Origin of the sequence: Streptomyces sp. NPDC049627 (assembly GCF_044465645.1) — a bacterium.
GTDB lineage: Bacteria > Actinomycetota > Actinomycetes > Streptomycetales > Streptomycetaceae > Streptomyces.
Genome location: NZ_JBITLW010000012.1, coordinates 275423 through 296132, shown reverse-complemented (window position 1 = coordinate 296132; position 20710 = coordinate 275423). Strand labels below are relative to the sequence as shown.

The 20710-nt window shown below is 72.2% G+C and carries 17 protein-coding genes; 2 read left to right on the top strand and 15 right to left on the bottom strand.

Going from position 1 to position 20710, the window contains the following annotated elements; all coding sequences use genetic code 11:
• Positions 1–49 precede the first annotated feature (49 nt).
• Both ACIBU0_RS31245 and ACIBU0_RS31240 read left to right on the top strand, forming a co-directional pair.
• Positions 50–1219, top strand: a complete 1170-nt coding sequence (locus ACIBU0_RS31245) for a PucR family transcriptional regulator (RefSeq protein WP_398825249.1) — start codon at positions 50–52, stop codon at positions 1217–1219.
• A 167-nt stretch (positions 1220–1386) separates the two neighbouring features.
• Entirely contained in the window at positions 1387–2121 is a 735-nt protein-coding gene (locus tag ACIBU0_RS31240) for a phosphatase PAP2 family protein (RefSeq protein WP_398825097.1), read from the top strand.
• 12 nt (positions 2122–2133) lie between these two features.
• Here ACIBU0_RS31240 and ACIBU0_RS31235 read toward each other — a convergent pair whose 3' ends face one another.
• From ACIBU0_RS31235 to ACIBU0_RS31165, 15 genes are read right to left on the bottom strand one after another with little or no spacing between them, the layout of a single operon-like run.
• On the bottom strand, positions 2134–3477 hold the full coding sequence (locus ACIBU0_RS31235) for a glutamate-1-semialdehyde 2,1-aminomutase (RefSeq protein ID WP_398825095.1): 1344 nt from the start codon (positions 3475–3477) through the stop codon (positions 2134–2136).
• A gap of 7 nt (positions 3478–3484) precedes the next feature.
• The gene (locus tag ACIBU0_RS31230) at positions 3485–4036 is read right to left on the bottom strand and encodes a dTDP-4-dehydrorhamnose 3,5-epimerase family protein (RefSeq protein ID WP_398825093.1); all 552 of its coding nucleotides are present in this window, start codon (positions 4034–4036) and stop codon (positions 3485–3487) included.
• Positions 4033–5259: a polysaccharide pyruvyl transferase family protein gene (locus ACIBU0_RS31225; RefSeq protein WP_398825091.1), complete on the bottom strand. Its 1227-nt coding sequence runs from the start codon at positions 5257–5259 to the stop codon at positions 4033–4035. The genes ACIBU0_RS31230 and ACIBU0_RS31225 overlap by 4 nt, the downstream gene beginning before the upstream one ends.
• Positions 5256–6203, bottom strand: coding sequence for a glycosyltransferase family 2 protein (locus ACIBU0_RS31220; protein WP_398825089.1), 948 nt, complete (start codon positions 6201–6203; stop codon positions 5256–5258). The genes ACIBU0_RS31225 and ACIBU0_RS31220 overlap by 4 nt, the downstream gene beginning before the upstream one ends.
• Entirely contained in the window at positions 6200–7498 is a 1299-nt protein-coding gene (locus tag ACIBU0_RS31215; protein ID WP_398825087.1) for a hypothetical protein, read from the bottom strand. Before ACIBU0_RS31215 ends, ACIBU0_RS31220 begins: the two co-directional genes overlap by 4 nt.
• A 5-nt stretch (positions 7499–7503) precedes the next feature.
• Complete coding sequence (locus ACIBU0_RS31210) at positions 7504–8802, bottom strand: DUF4910 domain-containing protein (RefSeq protein WP_398825085.1); 1299 nt, start codon at positions 8800–8802, stop codon at positions 7504–7506.
• Positions 8799–9824, bottom strand: coding sequence for an NAD-dependent epimerase/dehydratase family protein (locus tag ACIBU0_RS31205; RefSeq protein ID WP_398825083.1), 1026 nt, complete (start codon positions 9822–9824; stop codon positions 8799–8801). The genes ACIBU0_RS31210 and ACIBU0_RS31205 overlap by 4 nt, the downstream gene beginning before the upstream one ends.
• A gap of 3 nt (positions 9825–9827) precedes the next feature.
• Positions 9828–10478 (bottom strand): PIG-L deacetylase family protein, encoded by a 651-nt coding sequence (locus ACIBU0_RS31200; RefSeq protein ID WP_398825081.1) that lies wholly within the window; start codon positions 10476–10478, stop codon positions 9828–9830.
• Positions 10475–11269, bottom strand: a complete 795-nt coding sequence (locus ACIBU0_RS31195) for a glucose-1-phosphate cytidylyltransferase (RefSeq protein WP_398825079.1) — start codon at positions 11267–11269, stop codon at positions 10475–10477. Before ACIBU0_RS31195 ends, ACIBU0_RS31200 begins: the two co-directional genes overlap by 4 nt.
• A complete protein-coding gene (locus tag ACIBU0_RS31190; protein WP_398825077.1) occupies positions 11266–12510 on the bottom strand; it encodes a class I SAM-dependent methyltransferase in 1245 nt (414 codons plus the stop codon). Before ACIBU0_RS31190 ends, ACIBU0_RS31195 begins: the two co-directional genes overlap by 4 nt.
• On the bottom strand, positions 12507–13751 hold the full coding sequence (locus ACIBU0_RS31185) for a glycosyltransferase (protein WP_398825075.1): 1245 nt from the start codon (positions 13749–13751) through the stop codon (positions 12507–12509). The genes ACIBU0_RS31190 and ACIBU0_RS31185 overlap by 4 nt, the downstream gene beginning before the upstream one ends.
• Positions 13752–13753: 2 nt before the next feature.
• Positions 13754–15016 (bottom strand): O-antigen ligase domain-containing protein, encoded by a 1263-nt coding sequence (locus ACIBU0_RS31180; protein WP_398825073.1) that lies wholly within the window; start codon positions 15014–15016, stop codon positions 13754–13756.
• A gap of 1 nt (position 15017) precedes the next feature.
• On the bottom strand, positions 15018–16559 hold the full coding sequence (locus tag ACIBU0_RS31175; protein ID WP_398825071.1) for a right-handed parallel beta-helix repeat-containing protein: 1542 nt from the start codon (positions 16557–16559) through the stop codon (positions 15018–15020).
• Between the two features lie 8 nt (positions 16560–16567).
• A complete protein-coding gene (locus ACIBU0_RS31170; RefSeq protein WP_398825069.1) occupies positions 16568–18526 on the bottom strand; it encodes an alginate lyase family protein in 1959 nt (652 codons plus the stop codon).
• Positions 18523–20703, bottom strand: a complete 2181-nt coding sequence (locus ACIBU0_RS31165; protein ID WP_398825067.1) for a bi-domain-containing oxidoreductase — start codon at positions 20701–20703, stop codon at positions 18523–18525. The genes ACIBU0_RS31170 and ACIBU0_RS31165 overlap by 4 nt, the downstream gene beginning before the upstream one ends.
• Positions 20704–20710 lie beyond the last annotated feature (7 nt).

The following is a 20710-nucleotide window of genomic DNA, read 5'->3' as shown; positions in this document are numbered from 1 at the left end:
CCCGAGAACAAAAAAGGGGCGTTACGCTGCGGGAATGAACCTCTCAGGGGTGATCGCGGCGCTTCATGCGCGGCTGCCGGAACTGGGCGAGCGGATGGCGCAGCGCATCCGCTCGGACGTCGACGCCTACAAGGACGAGTCGCTGATCCCCTTCGACTCGCTGCGCCGCTCGTGCACCGCCAACGCGGATCTGCTCCTGAAGCAGCTCGGCCGCGCGGGCGCGCAGGATCCGAGCCCGGCCCGGGAGACCGGCCGCATCCGCGCCGAGCAGGGCGTGCCACTGGCGGACACCCTGCACGCGTACCGGATCGGCTTCGAGCTCCTGTGGACGGACATCCTCGCCGAGGCACGCAACCGTCCCGAGGTCACCGACGCCCAGCTGGTCTCCCAGTCCGCGGAGATCTGGGCCCTGTTCGGCCGCTACGCGGAGGCGGTGGCGGCGGCCTACCGGGAGACGACCGCCGAGCTGACGTCGCGCCGTGAGGCGCGCCGCTCGGCCCTGGTGGAGGCGCTGTTCGCCGGCGTCGTCGCCGACCGCACGCTGTGGGAGGCCGCCCGAGAGCTGGGTCTGCCCGACCGCGGACCCTACGTGGTCGTCGCGGCGGCCGCCGACGCTCCCGGCGAGGAGCCGCTGGCGGGCACGGAAGCGGCGCTGCGCCAGGCCCAGGTCCACTTCGCCTGGCGGCTGCTGCCCGACCAGCAGATCGGCTTGGCCGCCCTGCCCACGGCGACGGCGGAGAGCACCTGTCTGCGCGTCCTGCACCGTGCGGGCGCCCGGGTAGGCGTCAGCCCGTGCTTCCACTCGCTGCGGGACACCCCCCAGGCGCTGCGCTTCGCCCGACTCGCTCTGGCCGGCCTGCAGGGCACCGGCCCCGGCGTCGCGCGGTTCGACGACCACCCGCTGGCCATGGTCCTGGCCGCCGCCCCGGCCGAGGCGGCGCACCTCGTCGAGGTGGTCCTGCAGCCCCTGCTCGACCTCCCGGCCGCGGAGCGTGCCCGTCTCCTGGAGACCCTGGAGCACTGGTATGCCGCAGCCGGTTCCGCCACGGACGCGGCCCGTAGTCTCTTCGTCCACCCCAACACCGTCCGCTACCGCCTGCGCCGGGTCGAGGAACTGACGGGCCGCTCCCTGTCCGATCCACGAGCGGCGGCGGACATCGGCGCGGCGCTCCTCGCGGTCCGCCGGGCGGGCGCGTCATTCGGCGACGCCGTCCAGTGAGCCTGTTCAGCCGTGCCGCTCCTCCTGACGCACCGATTGGTTAGGGTGGCCGGCAGAGACTGATTCCGATGCGGCCTCGGCCAGGGGGACGGACAGGCCGGCGAGTTCGGGATGCACAGGCTGATGGCTCCCGCGCGGGCCAAGCCGGATACGACGGGGGGCCGTTGGTGGGAGTTGGCGTCGGCAGGCGTGTCCGCAATCTCAGCAACCACGGGTCGGCGCCCGCCGTGCTGCCCCCGTCGCTGCGCGTGTGGCTCGGACTGACCGCGACCCTCGCCGCGCTGGTGGTCGTCCTGCTCGGGGTGCTGTACGCCGGCCACGGCGAACCCGGCAGGGTGGACAGGTGGGTCGTCCGGCCGACGGCGGACAGCGTGCGGCCGCCGTGGCGGTACGTCGCTCTGGCCACGGACTTCTTGGGGGAGCCCGTGGGAGCGGCGGCGCTGGTCGTGGCCGCCGTGACGGGCTGCCTGCTGCTTCGGCGTCCTCGGGCGGCGGTGTTCATCGTGGCCGGCGTCGCCATGGCGGTGGTGACGGCGACGCTGCTCAAGCACCTGGTGGGACGCACCATCCACGGCGCCGACAACCTGTCCTACCCGAGCGGCCACACCGCCTTCCTCACCGCGCTCGCCCTCATGGGGGCGCTGCTCGCGGCAGGCCGGCTCGGCCTCGGCAGGACGGCCGGCCTGTCACTCGTGCTCGCGGCGGCGCTGGCCGGCGGCGCTGCCATGGGCTGGGCGCAGGTCGCCCTGGGCGCCCACTACCCGACCGACGTCCTCGGCGGCTGGTGCACCGCGCTGGCGGTGATACCGGCGACCGCTTGGCTGGTCGACCGGACGGCCGACCGGCTGGTTGACCGGAGGGACGATCGGACGGCCGACGCCGGTCGGGCAGAGGGTCGCTGACGTCACGTCACCTCACGCCGAGCGGCGGAACACGGGCTTCACCGGTCGTCCGCCCAGCCAGGGCGTCGGGTCGGCGGCGTCCAGTGCCTTCCGGTACACCGCACACGCCTGAGCCACCACGTCGACGGTGTGGTCGATGTCGGCGTCGCTGAGCGCGCTGCTCACCACGAACGACGGGGCCAGCACCCCGCCCGCGAGGAGCCGCCGCAGGAACAGGGTCCGGTACTCCTGCGAGGGCTGCCCGTTCTCGTCGAGGGTGGCGAAGACCAGGTTGCTGGCCCGGCCCCGTACGACGACGTGGTCGCCGACGCCCATGCTCGCCGCGGCGTCCCGGACACCGGTGGCCAACCGCTCGCCCAGGGCGTGCAGCCGTGCGGTGACGCCCTCCTCGACGTAGGTGGCCTGCACGGCCATCGCGGCGGCCAAGGAGTGCGTTTCCGCGCCGTGCGTGGTGGAGAGCAGGAACACCCGGTCCCCGGAGTGCCGCAGTCCGCCCCGCTCCATCAGCTCGCGGCGCCCGGCCAGCGCGGAGACGGCGAACCCGTTGCCCAGCGCCTTGCCGAACGTGGAGAGGTCGGGGACGACGCCGTACAGGCCCTGGGCACCCGCCTCGGACCAGCGGAAGCCGGTGATCATCTCGTCGAAGATCAGGACGCAGCCGTGCCGGTCGGCCAGCTCGCGCAGACCGGCGAGGTACCCGGGCGGCGGCTCGGTGTGGGTGGCGGGTTCGAGGATCAGGCAGGCGACCTCGTCCTGGTACCGGGTGAGGAGCTCCTCCGTGGCGGCCAGGTCGCCGTAGGGGAACGCCACGGTGAGGTCGGTGGTCGCCGCCGGGATGCCGGCGGACATCGGCGTGGTGCCGATGAACCAGTCGTCGGTGGAGAAGAACGGGTGGTCGGCGCAGAGGGCCACCCGCGGGCGCCCGGTGGCCGCGCGGGCGAGGCGTACCGCGGCCGTGGTGGCGTCGGAGCCGTTCTTCGCGAACTTCACCATCTCGGCGGTCGGGACCGTCGCCAGGAAGCGTTCCGCGGCCTCGACCTCCACGATGGACGGCCGGACGAAGTTGCTGCCGCGGTCGAGTTCGCGCCGCACCGCCTCGGTCACGCGGGGGTGGGCGTGGCCGAGGCTGACCGACCGCAGGCCGGAGCCGTACTCGATGTAGCGGTTGCCGTCGACGTCCCATACATGGGCACCGCGGCCGTGGCTGATGACCGGGGCCAGGTTCTCGGGGTACTGGTCGTCGCCCTTGGCGTAGGTGTGCGCGCCTCCGGGGACCAACGCGTGCAGCCGCTCGTTCGCCGTCCGCGACCGGGAAAGGGCGAACTCCTCGGTGTTCTCGGTGTGTTCGGTGTCCACGCCGGCCTCAGCTCTCCTTCTGCTTCAGGACCTCGGCGAGGCTCGGCGCCTCCCGGTCCCGCTGGGACATCGATGTGACCGGCAGCGGCCAGGGAATGGCGAGCTCCGGGTCGTCGTGGGCGATCGTCACGTCCTCGGCCGGATCGTGCGGGCGGTCGATCCGGTACGAGGTGTCGGCGGTCTCGGTGAGCGACTGGAAGCCGTGCGCGCACCCCGCCGGGATGTACAGGGTCGCCTGTGTCTCGCCGGACAGCTCGAAGAAGGCGCGGCCCAGGTACGTCGGCGAGTCCGGGCGCAGGTCCACGACCACGTCGAAGATCTGCCCGTACGAGCACCTCACCAGCTTGGCCTCGCCGGCGCCGGAGCGCAGGTGCAGGCCGCGCAGCACGCCCCGGACCGAGCGGGACACGCTGTCCTGGACGAAGGCGTTCGGGTCGAGGCCCACCGAGCGGACCACGTCCGCGTCGAAGGTGCGGCAGAAGAAGCCGCGTTCGTCGGCGTACGGCGTCGGCTCGAACAGGTACGCGCCGGCGATCTCCGGCACTTCGGTCGCTTTCATGGAGCCTTCCGCAGGGTGTGGGGGTGGTCGGTGGCCGGGAACAGGGCCGCGGTCAAGGCCGTGAACTGCTCCTTGAGTTGCCGGGCGGCGGTCCGGTTCCGCTCGGTGAGGGTCTGCCTCAGCTCCGCCGAGCGCTTCTCCAGCTCCCGGAACTGCTCCAGCAGCCGGTCGGCGTCGACCTCGCGAGCCGGGTGGCAGAACGCGCCGAGGCCCATCCGGTCCATCAGCGCGTCGCTCTTCGCCGCATAGCTGACCGCGAGCGTCGGTGTGCCGGCCTTCAGCGCGCAGATCAGGTTGTGGTACCGGATCGCCACCACGGTGTCGGCAGCCGACGTCTCCTTCATCAGGTCGGCCAGCGAGACCGCCTCGGCAGCGGTGACCAGCGGCGAGTTCACCGCGTCGAGGATCGCGGCGACCACCGGCGCGTCGCACTGGTCGCCGGTGAGCAGCCGGACCGGCCTGCCCTCCTCGACCAGCGCACGGACGAACCGGATCGTCCCGTCGAGGTAGCGCCGGTATATCTCCTCGGCCCGGGCTCGGTCGTCGTTGCCGCCGTGGAAGTCCATGACGCCGACGCAGACTCGACCCGGCGGGCCCGAGGGGGCGTTCGTCGGCCGGGCAGGCGCCGGCAGGGCGAGGGCCAGGTCCGGGTAGACCTCGTCGCGCGCGGTGTCCACGCCCATCGCCCGCATCGCGTCGCGGGACTGGGCATCCCGGTAGGACCGGTACGCGGCCAGCCGCGCCGACCAGCGCACCAGGGCCCGGGTCGGCCGGTTGCCGATCTCGGCGGCGCCGACGCCGACCAGCGCGACCGGGGTGCCGAGCAGCCGGCCGCTCGCGCAGAGCAGGAACAGTGAGTACGGGAAGCCCCACGGCCGCAGCGGCAGCGTCGCCTCCAGGACGCCCATGCCCGGCACGATCACCACGTCGTGTCGGCGCACCCAGGCGGCCGTGCGGAAGACGTCGACGAGTTTGCCGAGGCCCTTCCCTGCGATCGCGCCGGCACGCGACGCGGTCCGGTACTCCCCGCGGTACCAGTGCAGCCGCGTCGCGGGGATGCCGAACCGGGCCGTGACGGCCTCGGGCCCGCCGCACAGCGCGTCCACGGCGGCCTCCGGGTGCTCGGCGCGCAGGTACCCGAGCACGGCCTCGAGCGACCCGTCGTTGCCGAGGTTGCCGGAGCCGAGGAGGCCGAACACCCCCACACGTGTCGCCGTCTTCATGCCCGCCGCCCCTCACGGCCCGCGACGAGGGCGTCCACGGAGACGGTGAGCTTGGCCGGATCGACCGGAGCGCGGTCCTCGACCCGCTCGCCGGCGCCCGGCCGGACCCGGCTGGTCATCCACGCGGCCAGATGGCGGAAGCACGCCCGCTGGTCGGCCGCGGACAGCGGCGCCCGCCGGATCGCCGAGGCGAAGCCCCAGACGTACTCGGCCAGCAGCCGGGGCGTCGGATGCAGCAGGCCCGCCCGACGCGGGTCCAGGTTGACGCACCGGGAGCGCTTGGACGGGTTCGCCCGCTCGGCGCGGGTGGGGTGGTCGCGGCGGAAGTACAGCAGCTCCGGCACCTGGTGGAAGCGCCCGTGCAGGGTGATCTCGGCGACGTAGGTGCGGTCCGCGTGATGGTAGCTGTCCATCGGCTTCACCCGGCGCAGCACGTCGGTCCGCATCACCCCGTAGAAGTCGTCGCCCCCGGGCTCGAACAGCAGACTGCGGAAGCGGTCCGGAGCGTGCGGCGAGTCGGTGGCGAGCGTGTACTCGTAGGGGACCTTCACCTGGCCGTCGCCGTCGATGACCGCCTGGTCGGTGTGGGCGAGGATGACGTCCGGCCGCTCGTCCAGCGCCTCGACGCACCGCCGCAGCAGGTCGCGGCCGTAGAGGTCGTCGTGCGAGGCCCACTTGAACAGCTCGCCGCGAGCCTCGTCGAGCACACGGTTGTGGTTCGGTGTGGCGCCGATGTTCCGGGACAGGCGGAGGTACCGGATGCGTGAGTCCTGCGCGGCGTACTTCCGGCAGATGTCCTGGGTCCCGTCGGTCGAGGCGTTGTCGGAGATGACCAGCTCGAAGTCCTCGTAGGTCTGGCCGAGCAGGGCGTCGAGCGACTCGGCGAGGTACTCCTCGCCGTTGTACACGGGCAGGCCGATGCTCAGCCTGGGTCGGTCGGTCATGAAGTCCTCACTTCGGGAACGGAGTTGTGCCCGCGCTCGCGCAGGGCGGACCGCAGGTGCAGCCACCACACCGCCGAGCCGCCGACGGTCGCGGCGGCGACGCCCCAGGCCGAGCCGACCGTGCCGGCGAGGGCCGCTCCGCCGAGCCCGCCGCCGACGTAACAGACGGAGGCGAACAGCTGGCAGCGCAGGCTGCGCCGGGCCGCGCCGAGCGCACGCAGTCCGGCCGCCGCGCCGGTGCCGAGGCCGGCGCCCGCGACGCCGAGGGTGATCGGCACGATGAGCTGAGAGGCGGAGTGCCAGACGTCGCCGAGCACGAACCGGCCGAGCCGGTCCGGCATCAGCAGCAGCGGCCCGCCCCACAGCAGCGCGGCGGCGGCCTGCCCGCCGCCCAGCAGGAGGCAGAACCTGCCGAGCCGGTGCGGGGCCTGGCGCAGCACCCGTGCCGCCTCGGGGACGGTGACCAGCGACAGGCCCATCAGTACGGCGAGGAACGGGCCCATCAGGAGCTCGGCGCCCCGCACCGCGCCCACCGCGCCGACCCCGACGATCGCGCCGAGCCCGTACGCCCGCAGCTGGCTCGCGCCGCTGAGACTGACGTTCTCGACCAGATACCGGTAGCCGAGATCGCGCTGCTCGCGGAGCCACCCACGCGCCTCGGTCACCCGGGGCCGGATGCCGGACTGGACGTAGCCGTATGCCGCCGCCACCGTGGCAGACGCGCCCCAGGCGAGCACGAAAGCGGCCACGGTGCCCACACGGGCCGCCACGACCATGGCGGGGACGAGCGCGAGACCCCACACGACGTCGTTGACGAACGCCTTCCGCCCGGCGCCGGCGGCGAAGAACGAGAACCGCCAGGCGTCCTGGAGCAGCAGTCCCGGCATCATGACGCCGAGGCAGGCGAACGCGGGCCCCACACGGCCGCCGAGGCCGAGCCCGACCACCAGGGACACCGCGCCGATGACGGCACCGACGCCGAGCGCGGTACCCGTCGACCGGGCCACCGCCCCGCGCCAGGACGCCTCCGGCACGCCGCTGAAGCGCACCGTGAGCGGGTCGGTGGCCAGCCCGCGGGAGACGTTGAGCACCACGCCGTAGGTCACCCAGGCGAGGCTGAACACGCCGAACGCGGTCACGCCCAGCGAGCGGGCCACGTAGATGCCCACCGCGAAGTTGCTGATGCTGGAGGCCGCCTGGTCGGCGAGCCCCCAGGACAGCCGGCCGGCGAGGGCCCGCTTGGCGGATCCGGCCGGCGGCGCCGTCGTCCGCGGATTCTCCTTCTCGGTGGTCATCGGCGTCACGCCTTGATCAGTCCGGCGCCGTGCAGGGCGCCGGCCGCGGTGGCGACGGTGTCGAACGGCAGCCCGGACCGTTCGGCGATGTCCAGCAGACTGTGCTCGCCGTCGGAGAGGTTGAGCACCCAGAGCATGGCCATCTGGGCCTGTTTGGTGTCGCTGCGGCCACCGAGCGCGTCGTACAAACCGCGTCGGCCGAGCTGTGGTTCGCCGTAGGGGCTGAGGTTGAGATACCGCCGGTTGCGGTCGAGCACGGCGAACGCCTCGCGGCAGACCGCGAGCGTGTCCGCCATCGCCTCCGGGGAGACGAAGTCCAGGTTGTCCGCCGACGTGTGGTACTCGGGGTAGCCCGCGTACGGGGTCCGGGTGAGCGAGCCCACGCCGAGATTGAAACCGGGGGAGCAGTACTGCCGCTCGTCGTAGCCGTACGGCGTGAACTCGGCGACGCGGTGCGGGCGTTCGGATGCGGTCAGCACGTGCTGCATCACCCGGTCGATCTCCGCGTCGCCGCGCCTGCTCTGCTTGTACGTCAGCGAGCCCGGGTCCCCGGCACAGGCCAGCACCAGGCCGTGCTTGACCCGCTCCACCCGCTCCGCGTTGCGGGCCAGCCAGGTGATCGCCCCGATGGTGCCGGGCGCGAAGATGAACCGGTAGGTGTAGTACGGGGTTTGCTCGGCCAGCGCCCGGGCCAGGAACGTCGCCACCGCCACGCCGGCCATGTTGTCGTTGGCCAGTGACGGGTGGCAGACGTGGCAGGAGACGATCACCTCGTCGGGCACCTGCCCCGGGACCACGTGCTCGGCGTAGGTGAGGTGGCCGTCGGCGAGCGTGGAGTCGATGAGGACCTCGTAGTCGCCGTCCGGCATCGCGTCCAGGGTGTCCTGGGCCAGGCAGAACCCCCATTCCGGCTTGTAGTAGCTGGTGCGGTACGGCACCCAGGACGGGTGGTCCGGCAGGGTGTGCAGGTGTTCACGCAGCTCGGCCAGTGGCATGGTCGCCGACACCGGCACGCTGTAGCCGAGCACGTGGAGACTGGACGCGGCGAAGTCGACGACCCGGTGGCCGTCGGCGTCGGCGATGTACGCGTCGCGGATGTTCCACTCCTGCGGCACCGTCCAGTCGAGCACCTGCGTCCCGGTCGGCACCTCGTGCACCTGCAGCGGGATGTACTCCCCGACGATGTCCAGGGTGGCGCGCACACCGTCGCCGGTGATGCTGCGGCACAGCGGGTACAGCCGCTCGACCAGCGCGTACATCTCGTCGCCGGTCGAGGTCGTCGGCTGTTCGCCGGCCGCGGTCATCCGCGCCACCGCAGGGTGTCGTCGACGGTGCCGGCGTCGGAGGCCGCGCGCAGCACGGCGAGGCGGGTGAAGCGCCGGTCGAAGTCCTCCTGGGTCAGCCCGTGTTTCCGGTAGGCGTCGGCGAGGTCGAGGGCGCCCTGCTTCACCGTCCACTCGCAGTCGAAGCCGGGGATCGCGGCGCGGAACCGGGAGAAGTCCACCCGGTACGACCGCGGGTCGGCACCGGTCTCCCCGGTGATCACGACCTCGGAGCCGGGTACCGCCTCGGCGACCTGCTCGGCGATCTCGGCGACCGTGACGTTGTTGAACTCGCTGCCGATGTTGAACGCCCGGTCGTGGACCGCTTCCCGCGGCGCGGTCAGCGCGGCCGTGAAGGCCCGTGCGATGTCGACGGCGTGCACCAGCGGGCGCCAGGGCGTGCCGTCGGACATCACCAGCACCTGGCCGGACAACAGCGCGTGGCCGACCAGGTTGTTCAGCACGATGTCGGCGCGCAGCCGGGGCGAGTAGCCGAAGGCGGTGGCGTTGCGCATGAACACCGGGGTGAAGTCTTCGTCGGCCAGCTCGTGCAGGTCGTCCTCGACCCGCACCTTGGACTCCGCGTACGGCGTCACCGGGCGCAGGGGGGCGTCCTCGGCCACCAGGTCGTCGCCGCCGGCGGCGCCGTAGACCGAGCAGGTGGACGCGTACAGGAAGCGCCGCACTCCGGCGTCGTGGGCCAGCCGGGCCAGCCGTACGGACGCGTGGTGGTTGATGTCGTAGGTGAGTTCCGGCGCCAGCGAGCCCAGCGGGTCGTTGGAGAGCGCGGCCAGGTGGATCACGGCGTCGACCCCGGCCACGTGCTCGGCCGTGACGTCGCGCAGGTCCACCCGGTGCCCCCGCGGGTCGGCGGGCGTCGGGCCGAGGACGCAGTCGGCGAACAGGCCGGAGTCGAGGCCGACGACCTCGTGTCCGGCGGCCTTGAGGACCGGGGCCATCACGGTGCCCAGGTAGCCCTGGTGTCCGGTCAGGAGTACGCGCATGGTTCAACCCCCCAGGTTGAGCGTGAGTTTGGTGACGGCGAACGCCTCGGCGTATCGCTCGTGGCATTCGATGCCGCGGATCCGTGCCAGCCCGAGGAAGGCTTCGCGGTCGTACCAGGGCCGGTGCCGCTGCGAGGGGTAGTGCTCCTGCAGCAGCCGTACCTTCTGTTCGGCGATCTCCGGCGTCAGCGGCTGGTAGGCGGCCATCCGGCCGAGGTCGCCGTCCCACTTGACGATCTCGTAGCCGAGGACCAGGTGGTCGCGGAACGCGGTGGGTATCAGCTGCGCCAGGCCGCGGTGGTCCTGGTGGGCGTCGTCGGTGCGCGGGGCCAGGACCAGGTCCGGGTCGGTCTGCGCGCGCAGTTCCTCGACCGCGGCCTTGGCCTCGTCCCAGTGCACGGGCAGTCGGCCGTCCGGCAGCTTGTGCACGGTCAGCCGCAGGTCGGCGCCCGGGCAGAAGGCGGCGAGGGCGGCCTCCTCCTCCTGCTCCCGCTCGGTGCCGCCGCCGGAGAGCACCAGCGCGTCGACGCGGAGGCCCGGCCGGGCGTGGCACAGCGTCAGGAGGGTGCCGCCGGCGCCGATGGCGATGTCGTCGCAGTGCGCGCCCACCGCGACGATCCGGTCCGGGCGCTGCCCGGCTCCGAGCCGGATCACGCGCTCACCGCCGCGCTGTCGTGTTCCCACACGGCCCACGGGCGGTCGCCCCGGGCGTAGGCCTCGTCGAGCGCGGCCCGTTCCTTCACGGTGTCGGTCGGCTTCCAGAAGCCGCGGTGCTGGTGCGCCACCAGGCGGCCCCGCTTGGCCAGTTGGGCGCATCCGTCGGCGACCAGGTCCCCGTTCTCCGGGATGTGGTCGAAGACCTCCTGGCGGAGCACGAAGTAGCCGCCGTTCTCCCACAGCGGCATGTCGCTCACCGCGGTGATGCCCCCCACCAGGCCGTCCTCGCCCAGGTCCACGCAGTGGAACGACGACTGCGGCGGCACCACCATCATCGACGCCCCGGCGTCACGCCGCGCGAAGTTCTCGATCATCTCGGGCAGCGGGGCGTCGGTGAGGACGTCGGCATAGTTGGCGAGGAACATCTCGTCGCCGTCCAGGTGGTGGCGCACCCGGCGCAGCCGCTCGCCGATCGGGGACTCGATGCCGGTCTGCGCGAACGTGATGGTCCAGTCGGCGATGTCGGTGGACAGCAGCTCGGTCTGCCCCTTGCGCAGCACGAAGTCGTTGGACGTCGTCTCCTCGTAGTTGAGGAAGAAGTCCTTGATGTGGTGGGCGCCGTAGCCGAGGCACAGGATGAACTCCTTGTGCCCGAAGTGCGCGTAGTAGCGCATGACATGCCAGATCAGCGGCCTGGGGCCGACCATCGCCATCGGCTTGGGCACGTCGTCCGCGGCGCCGCTGCGCATCCGCATTCCGTAACCGCCGCAGAACAGGACGACCTTCATCGCGTGACCTCGACAATGCTCAGTTCCGGGATGGGGAAGACCAGCCGGCCGCCCCACTCGTGCACGAAGGAGAGCTGCTCGGTCAGCTCGGCCCGCAGGTTCCACGGGAGGACGAGGACGTAGTCCGGTTTGTCGGCGGCGATCTGCTCGGGCGGCAGGATCGGGATGCGGGTGCCCGGGGTGAACCTGCCGTGCTTGTACGGGTTGCGGTCGACCGTGTACGCGAGCAGGTCGGGCCGGATGCCGCAGTGGTTGAGCAGGGTGTTGCCCTTGCCGGGGGCGCCGTAGCCGACGACCGTCTCGCCGCGCTCGGCCGCCTCGATGAGGAACTTGAGGAGGTCCCGGCGCACCTTGGCCACCCGCGCGGAGAACTCGGTGTACCCGGACAGCTCCTGCAGCCCGGCCGCCTTCTCCCGGGCCAGTACGTCGGTCACCCGCTGCGTCGGCTCGCCGGCCACCTCGGCCGGCCGGGCCCACAGCCGGATGGAGCCGCCGTGCGTGGGCAGCAACTCGACGTCCACGAGCGTCAGTCCGCCGCTCGCCAGCGCCCGGATCGCGGAGGCGACCGTGTAGTACTGGAAGTGCTCGTGGTAGATCGTGTCGTACTGGTTCTCCTCGATCAGGGTCAGCAGGTGCTGCACCTCGATGGAGACCCAGCCGTCGTCGGCGACCAGGGCGCGCAGCCCCTGGGTGAACCCGATCACGTCGGGGATGTGCGCGTACACGTTGTTGGCCACGACCAGGTTCGCCGGGCCGTGCTCGGCGCGGACGGCCGCGCCGGTCTGAGGGCTCAGGAACTCCGTGAGTGTGGGCACGCCCTTGTCCCGTGCCGCCGCGCCGACGTTCACCGACGGCTCGATGCCCAGGCAGCGGATTCCCCGGTCCACCACGTGCTTCAGCAGGTACCCGTCGTTGCTCGCGACCTCGACCACGAAGGCGTCGGAGCCGTCGGTGCCGAGTCCCACCCGCTCCACGGCGTCGGCGACGAACGTGCGCGCGTGCTCCACCCAGGAGGTCGAGTAGGAGGAGAAGTACGCGTACTCCGTGAACGTCTCCTCCGGCTTGATCAGCGGCGGGATCTGCGCCAGCCAGCAGTCGGTGCAGACCCGCAGGTGCAGCGGGTACGCGGGCTCCGGCTGGTCCAGTTGGTCCGCGGCGAGAAAGCTCTCACATGGTGGCGTCGCCCCGAGGTCGACGACGCTCGCCATCGCCTCCGAGCCGCACAGTCGGCATCGTGTCATCTACTGTCCCCATCCCCCCTGCTCGCGCGGGTGTCCCCGCCGCGAGCCAGTGCTGACCGCCCCGCGATCGCGGTGCGGTACTCGTCAACCAGGCGGTCGAGGCCGACCGCCGGGCTGAAACCCTGTTCGTAACGGAGCCGGGCCGCCCGGCCCATCTCCCGGTTGCGGTCCGGCTCGGCCGCGATCCCGCGAAGGCAGGACGCGAGCGAGGCGGCCTCGCCCGGCCGGTGCAGCAGCCCGGTCACGCCGTCCTCGACGAGCTCGACGAAGGCACCGTGACCGGCGGCGACGACCGGGACCCCCGCCGCCATCGCCTCCACGACCACCAGCCCGAACGCCTCCAGCCACGTCGACGGAGCCACCACGGCGACCGATCGGGCGAGGGCCTTCCGGCACTCCGCCGTGTCCAGCAGGCCGACGTAGCGCACGTCGTCCCGGCCCGCCGCCCAGGCGGTCACCTCCGCCTCCAGTGGCCCCGTGCCGGCGATCACCAGCGGCACACCCACCCCGCCGCTCGCCGCGAGCTCGTCCCACGCGGCCATGAGGAGCCGTACGCCCTTGGCCTCCGCGAGCCGGCCGAGGTAGAGCAGGTGCTCGCCTTCGCCCTCCCGGCGGTCGTCCGGGTCGGGCACGAAGTTGTGCTTCACCGCCAGCCGTTCGGCCGGCATGCCGGCCCGCACCAGGACGTCGCGCTGCGCCGCGGAGATGCAGAGGAACCGCTCCACGCCCGACCACCACCGCCGCCGGTTGACCGACATGCTGACCGCGAGCGGCACCGTCGCGAGGCGGGAGCCGCGGTAGCAGCCGTGCCGGACGGCGGGCAGCGGCACCGTGGATCCGACGCACTCGGTGCACGGCCGGCCGTCCCGCTGGAGTGTGCCGGGCGGGCAGACCTGGGTGTAGTTGTGCAGGGTGGCGACGGCGGGCACACCGGCGTCGGCGCAGGCGGCGAGGACCGCGGGCGACAGGAGCGGGAAGACGTTGTGGACGTGGACGATGTCCGGCCGCTCGCTGCGCAGCCTGGCGGCGAGCTCCGTGCGGACCGCCGCGTTCCACGGCACCCGCAGCGGCACCGCGACCTTGTCGAGGAGGGACATGGTGGCGATGTCGTCGCTGCGCCGCTCGAACACCTCGACCCGGTGGCCGGCCGCGCGCAGCAGCTCCACCTCCTGGTCGACGACCTTGTTCTCCCCGCTCGGCTGCGCCGAGGCGTAGCGGTTGTGCACCACGAGGACGTGCATGCTCAGGTCACCTCCGATCTACGGGCCCAGCGCGGGATGCGTTGGCGAGGTACTTCGGGCGTCGAGAGTCGAGGGACTCCGGGCGTCGTCGTAGGGACGGAAGTCGCCGTAGCGGGCGCCGCCAACAGCGAGGCGGCCAGGGCGAGATGCAGCAGATACGGCGAGGCGTCGCCGAGACCGGCCTCGGTGTACGACGCGATCGCGCAGTAGCTGATCAGGAAGATCGCGCAGGCCCGCTGCAGCGACGGCGGCCGCAGCAGCGCGACGCCGCCCAGCACGACGATGAACGCCGCGACGAGGCTGACGCCGATCAGACCCTGCTCGTTGTAGACGGCCAGCCAGCTGTTGTCGATCGGGAGCCCGCCGAACGACTTGTCGCCCAGGCCCGTGCCGAACAACTGCTCCCCGGTCGTCCGCGGTGCCGCCAGCAGGGCGTCCCAGACCTTGGCCCGACCGGTGAGGCTGGAGAAGTTCTCCTTGCTCTGTCCGCGCAGGAACCACGCCTGCAGCACGGAGCCGAGCGCGACCGCGGCCACGGCGGCGCACAGCACCGACCAGGCGAAGAACCGGCGGGCGGCGGCGCTGGTCAGGATGAGCGAGCCGATCGCCAGCGCCAGGCCGATGAGCAGGCCGAGCGTGGCCGTCCGGGTATGGGTGAGCGCGAGCAGGACGAGCGACGGCACGATGACCACCGCCGCGCCGGTCCGATCCGTCCGGCGGCCCAGGAGGAGCAGCACGGTGAGCCCGGTGATCACCGCGGCGTACTGTCCGATCTGCGGCGGGGTGAGCGGCCACAACGCGCCGACCAGCCGCCCGCCGTAGAGCTCGGGCAGGGCGGCGCCCGGTGAGACGACCAGGCCGGCGGCCACCGACCCGAGCACCGCGAAGTACATCCGGATGTGGTGCCGCACGAACGTCAGGCCGCCGTCCCACCAGCGGCTGAGCAGCCACAGCGTGCCGACGAAGAGAGCCAGCCGGGCGCAGCGGAACAGCGCGCCGAACCCGGACTCCAGATCCGCGCTGGAGACGACGCTCGGCACCAGCAGCAGAGTGAGCAGCAACAAGTAGGCGCTGGGTCGGATGCGCAGCCGGAGATTGAGCGCGAGCGCCAGCGTGAACGCGGCGACCAGCGAGCCCATGGTGACCATCTGGATGAGGGACCGGGGCAGCGGGACGATGGTCTTCGCCCCGGCGGAGCCGAGCGTGTTGAGGACCAGCAGTCCCCAGACCGTCCCGACGATCTTCGGCGTGTGGTCCGCCGTCATCTCAACCACCGTCCCGTGCGCGGAAGGTGCTGCCCGCGTCCTGCTGGTACGGCGCGCCCTGCCACTGGCCGGGGTCGAGCGTCCGGCTCGCGTCGTGGACGACGAACTCCCACGGTCCGATGTAGACGTTGTCGTGCCAGCGGTTGTGCTGCTTGCCGGTGATCGCCTCGGCCACCCGCTCGCCCTTGTACGGCGACCAGTCCGGATAGGTGCCGTAGTTGGCCAGCACCGCCATCCGGTCGCACTTGACCGTGCAGTCGACGACGGACTTGTCCAGCACGAAGCGGTTGTTGTGGATGTCCACCCGCTGGGTCTTCCACCGGCAGTCGGCGTAGAGCGGTGCTTCGGCGATCGCCGGCCGGGCGCAGCGGGCGGTCTTCTTCACCAGCAACGTGCAGTCACCGGACGAGGTGTTGGCCGGGCTGTTGCAGAACCGGTCGGCGTTCTCCCACAGCGTGATTCCGGACCAGTTGTTCTCCAGCACGTTCCCGTAGATCTCGATCTTGTCCGTGCGGGCCCGGATCCGTGGTTCGCCGCCGGACTCGGACACATAGACGGTCGCGAACGGGAAGGTGTCGCCGCGGTCGGCCTGCCTGCGGCCCTCGACCCAGTTGTTCCGCCGGATCGTGTTGTTCCGGATGACCGCGTTGTAGCTGGTCTCGTAGATCAGCGCGGCACCGTCGTTGGCCTCGAGCACGTTGTCCTCGAAGCGGAAGTCGTTGTTGTTGGTGTCGGCCCACAACCCGGTTCCGCGGTTGTCGTGCACCCAGTTGCCGCGCACGTCGGCGCCGTTCACGGCCCAGAACTTCACGCCTCCGGTGCAGCCGCAGCCCTCCCGCCGCCGCTCCCAGTCGCCGGTGTTGTTGCCCACGATCTCGTTGCCCTCGACCACCAGATCGCTGATACGGCCGGTGGGCTTGTATGCGTTCAGCCCGTACTGCCCGTTCTCGCGCAGACAGTTGGCACGGACCCGCTGGTGGGCACCGGCCATCAGTCCGGCGCCGGAGTTGTTCTGGATCGTCGCGTGCTCGATCACCCACCCGTCGGCCGAGTCATGGTTGACCACGCCCTCGTCATGGGGCGCCACGAAACGCTGCACGGTCAGATAGCGGATCGTGACGTCGCGGGCGGTGCCGCCGAACGCGTACTGGTTCTTCTTCCGGCCGTCGAGCACCGCGCCCGGCGCGCCGAGGTAGCGGTTCCCCTGCTTGGGGATGACCTGGGCGTAGCGGTCCGGGTCGAGTCTGTGCGTGCCCGGCCGGAGCCAGAACGTGGTGTTCGGGGGGTTGCTCTTGGTCTTCGCCGCCAGGTCACCGACCTTCGCGGGGTCGACCGTCACCGCGCCCGCCGGCGCCTTCGCCGGCCCGGCCGCGGGCTTGGCGCACACCCGGGCCACGGACCGGGCCGCGGAGTCGGACGTGGACGGCGCAGCGGTCGGCTCCGCCGCCCGGGCGCCCGGCATGCTGTCACAGCCGGTCGCCGCCAGCAGGGCCAGCGCCAGCGGTGCCGCCGTCAATGCCCAGTGCCGTCTGTTGAACACCACGTGCCCTCCTAGCCGCGGAACCCGAGCACGGTCGTGAAGCCCTCCGTGCCGTCGGTGAAACCGGTGCCGATCAGCGTGGTGGAGGGTTCCTTGCGCCCGAAGCCTGCCGAATACCAGCCCAGCGGAGGGGCGGTCTCGCCACGATGCGCCCGCCAGGACAGCTGCCCGGGCAGGTCGAGCACGGCGGAGCGGTCCTCGCCGTCCCGGGTCCAGGTGAGCACGGCCCGATGGCCCGTCAGGTCCGCGGTGATCGCCGGGCCGAGGTGGAACGCCAGCTGCACGGCCCGACGCGGGCCGCGCACCTCGTCGACCACCCTCAGCTCCTGGCTCGCGGCGGTCAGCTCCACCCGGCGGCGGTGCACGGAGCCCTGGTAGCCGTCGTGCTCGGCACACCAGCGGGCCACCCCCGCGTCGGAGGTGTCCGCGACCAGGACGCGGCTCTCGGCATGCCGGGTCCACAGGAACGGGCCGCCGGAGACGGACTGGTCGGCGCCGTCCAGCTGAAGGGTGTTGTGGCCGAGGGTCGACCGGAAGTACTGCCGCCACTCGGGCTGCCCGTGGTAGCAGTACGTCCCCGGGTCGGCGAGCACGTCGACCCCGTCGTGCCTGACCTCCACGGACAGCGCGTCCGCGTGGGCGTGCGCGGCGATGGACAGGAAGCCGTGCGGACCCCCGTCGCAGCGGCACCAGATCTCTCCCGGGCCGCGCAGGATGGTCATGCCCGCATCGGCGAAGTGGCCCGGTCGGCTCGCCGGGCGGGCCACGGCCGGTGCGGTGCCCTCTTTCCCGTACGGCCGGATGAGCGCGGCCAGCAGCGGGGTGCGCACGTCGGTGCCGGTCACCGCCGGCCACCAGGGGAGCCGGCCGAACACGGCGTCCCCGGTGGCCAGCAGCGAGGCCCAGCGGTCGGTGCCCGCACCGTCGACGACCAGACCGTGACCGTCGTCCGCGTCACCCTGACGCGGCGGCCGCAGCCGGTTGTCCACGATGGCCGCGAGCGCGTCGGTCATCCGCAGCAGCACCAGCCGGACCGTCGCGGGGACCGGCACGCCTGCGGCATCGGCCTCGGCCACCGCGGCCAGGCCGAGCTCCAGCACCAGCCCGTGGTACTCGGTGGCCAGCTCACGGTTGAGGCCGGAGAGGAAGGTGTTGCCGCGCAGATGCCGCTCGAGCGACCGCAGGGCGTCGGCCCGCCAGCGCTCCGAGGAGGGGAACCAGCCGAATGCGCAGGCCGCGGCGAACTGCCCGGCGGCCTCGGCGATGACGTGGTTGTTCGCCGAAGATCCCCGGCTGGGGAAGGCGGCCAGCCAGCGCTGGTGGTGCCAGATCTGGTTCAGCGCCACCGGGTTGTCCTCGAACAGCCCGGCCGCGCCCGGCCAGCCGTCGAGCAGTCGGCGGATCCACACCCAGGACAGCAGCCGGATGCCCAGCTCGATGCCGCTGATCCAGTGCACGCCGCGCAGCGGCGGGTTGGCCGCCCACCACGACCGCAGGTGCTCTGCCACACGCTCGGCGTACCGCTCGTCCCCGGTGATCGCGTAGGCGGCGGCGAGCTGGGTGAGGTACTGGTGCCGGGACGGTTCCCAGATCTGCTTGATGTCCCCGGCCGTGTCCTCGTTGCGGTACGGCACGTCGATGGCGTAGCCGAACGGAGCCCGGCGCCCGGTCTTCGGGTCGTACCACCAGTCGGGATCGGTGAGGTCGTCGCGGATCACGCCGAAAAACTCGGCGTGCCCGTACATCAGCCGGTCCGCCTCGGCGATGAGCCGTTTCGCGGCCTCCGGAGGCACCGCGGCGATCGTCCCGGCGGGCAGTACCGCCGTGAACCGGGCGCCGGTCACGCTCGGGCAGGTGGGCCGCGCCGACCGCCACCGCCGTCTGCGCACCGTGTCGGCCACCCGGCCCGCGACCTCCTGCGGCCCCATCCGGGACAGCCGCCGCAGGTACCAGCCCGCGCTCATGGTCATCGTGCCTGCTCCAAGTTCACCGGCGTACCACTGGCCAGCCCGGCCGGCACGGCGAGGGTGGCCGCCGTGGTGGCGACCAGCGACTGAAGCGGCACCGGCATCGGCCCGCCGGTCCGCACGGCCTTGACGAACGCGGCCAGCTCGGCGTTCTGGCCCTTGTCCCGGGCCTTGGGCAGCCGCGAACTGACCCACTTCTTACGGCCGTACACCGAGGCACGGACGAAGTCGTCGAGGCGCAGTGCCTTGCCGTCCGCGACCAGGTCCAGCGTCTCCTTGGGGAAGCTGGACGGGCCGCTGGTGACGTAGCTGACAGTGGCGGTGGAACCGTCCGGATAGCGCAGCACGACCTGCAGGTCCTCGTTGCCGGACGGGGCGACCGCGTACACCGAGACCGGGTCGGCGTCGAGCAGCCAGCTCGCCGTGTCGATGAAGTGCCCGCCCTCGCCGGCGAACCGCGAGCCCTCGGTGCCCTGTTGGAGGTACCAGCTGCCGTGGTCGAGGCGGCCCGCGTTGACCAGGTAGCGCAGGTTCGCCGGACCGGTCCGGGCGCCGAACCGCTGCTTGGCTTCCTGCAGCAGCGGCGCGAACCGGCGGTTGAAGCCCACCTGCAACCGGTCGTTGCCGGACTCCTCCACCGCAGCGAGGACGCCGGCCAGCTCGTCCTCGGTGAGGGCCAGGGGCTTCTCCACGAAGACGGTCTTGCCGGCCAGCAGTGCCTTCCGGGTCAGTTCGGCGTGCGAGCTGTGCCGGGTGACGACGAACACCGCGTCGATGGACTTGTCGCCGAGCACGGCGTCGAGGTCGGTGGTCGCCTCCGCGAAGCCGAACTTCCGCTGCGCGTTGGCCGCGGAGAGCGCCGTGGTGGTGACGACGGTCGACAGCTGGACGCCCTCGCGCTGGGTGAGGTGCGGCAGCAGCATCGACGTCGCGTAGTTCCCGGCGCCGATGAATGCGAGCCGCACCGGCGTCCCGGCGGCCCGGGCCGGCGCCCGCCTCACGTTCACCGCGGGCACGGCCACCGCCGGGGCAGCCGCTTCCTCCGCTTGGCCCTCCTGCTGGGGGTACCGGAACAGCACGGCCACGGCCTTGAGTTCGCCGTCCTTCAGGCGCCGGTACGTCTCGACGGCGTCGTCGAAGTCGGCGATGTGGGAGATCAGGGGCTCCACGTCGACGCGGCCGCGGGCGGCGAGGTCGAGGAAGCACGCGAGGTTGCGGCGCTCGGTCCAGCGGACGTAGCCGATCGGGTAGTCGCGCCCCTCCAGCTCGTACTCCGGGTCGTAGCGCCCGGGGCCGTACGACCGGGAGAACCGGACGTCGAGCTCCTTCTCGTAGTACGCGTTCCACGGCAGGTCGAGGCGGCACTTGCCGATGTCGACGACCCGGCCGCGGTCCCGGCACAGCTTGGCGGCCAGCTCGACGGGCTGGTTGCTGCCGCCGCCGGCGGCCAGGTACACCTGGTCCACGCCGTGACCGCCGGTGAGTTCGGCGACGGCGGTCTCCACGGCCGCTGACGCGGGATCGCCGCAGGCCGCGGCGCCCAGGCGCTCGGCGAGTTCGCAGCGCACCGGGTCGGGGTCTGCGCCGACGACGCGGACGCCCGAGGCGGCGAGGAGCTGCACCACCAGCTGCCCGATCAGCCCGAGGCCGATGACGAGAGCCACCTCGCCGAGCTGCGGCTCGCCCTGGCGGACGCCCTGCATCGCGATCGACCCGACGGTGCCGAAGGCCGCGTGCCGCGGTGCGAGGCCGTCCGGCACCGGGGTGTAGAGGTTCTTCGGCACCCAGTTCAGCTCGGCGTGCAACGCGTGCTCGTTGCCGGCGCAGGCCACGAGGTCGCCGGCCTTCACATCGTCGATCCCGGCGCCGACCTGCTCGACCACCCCGCACAGCGAGTAGCCCAGCGGCGTGTAGGAGTCCAGCTTGCCCATCACCTTGCGGTACGTGGCGGGCACCCCGTTGGTGGCCACGCTCTGCATGACCTTGGCCACCTGGTCCGGCCGTGAGCGGGCCTTGCCGAGCATCGACATGCCGGCCTCGGAGACCTTCATCATCTCGGTGCCGGTGGAGATCAGCGAGAAGGCACTGCGGACCAGCACACCGCCCGGCTTGCACCCCGGCACCGGAACGTCGAGCACCGCCAGCTCGCCGCTCTTGTAGTTCTGTACAACCTGCTTCACTCGAACT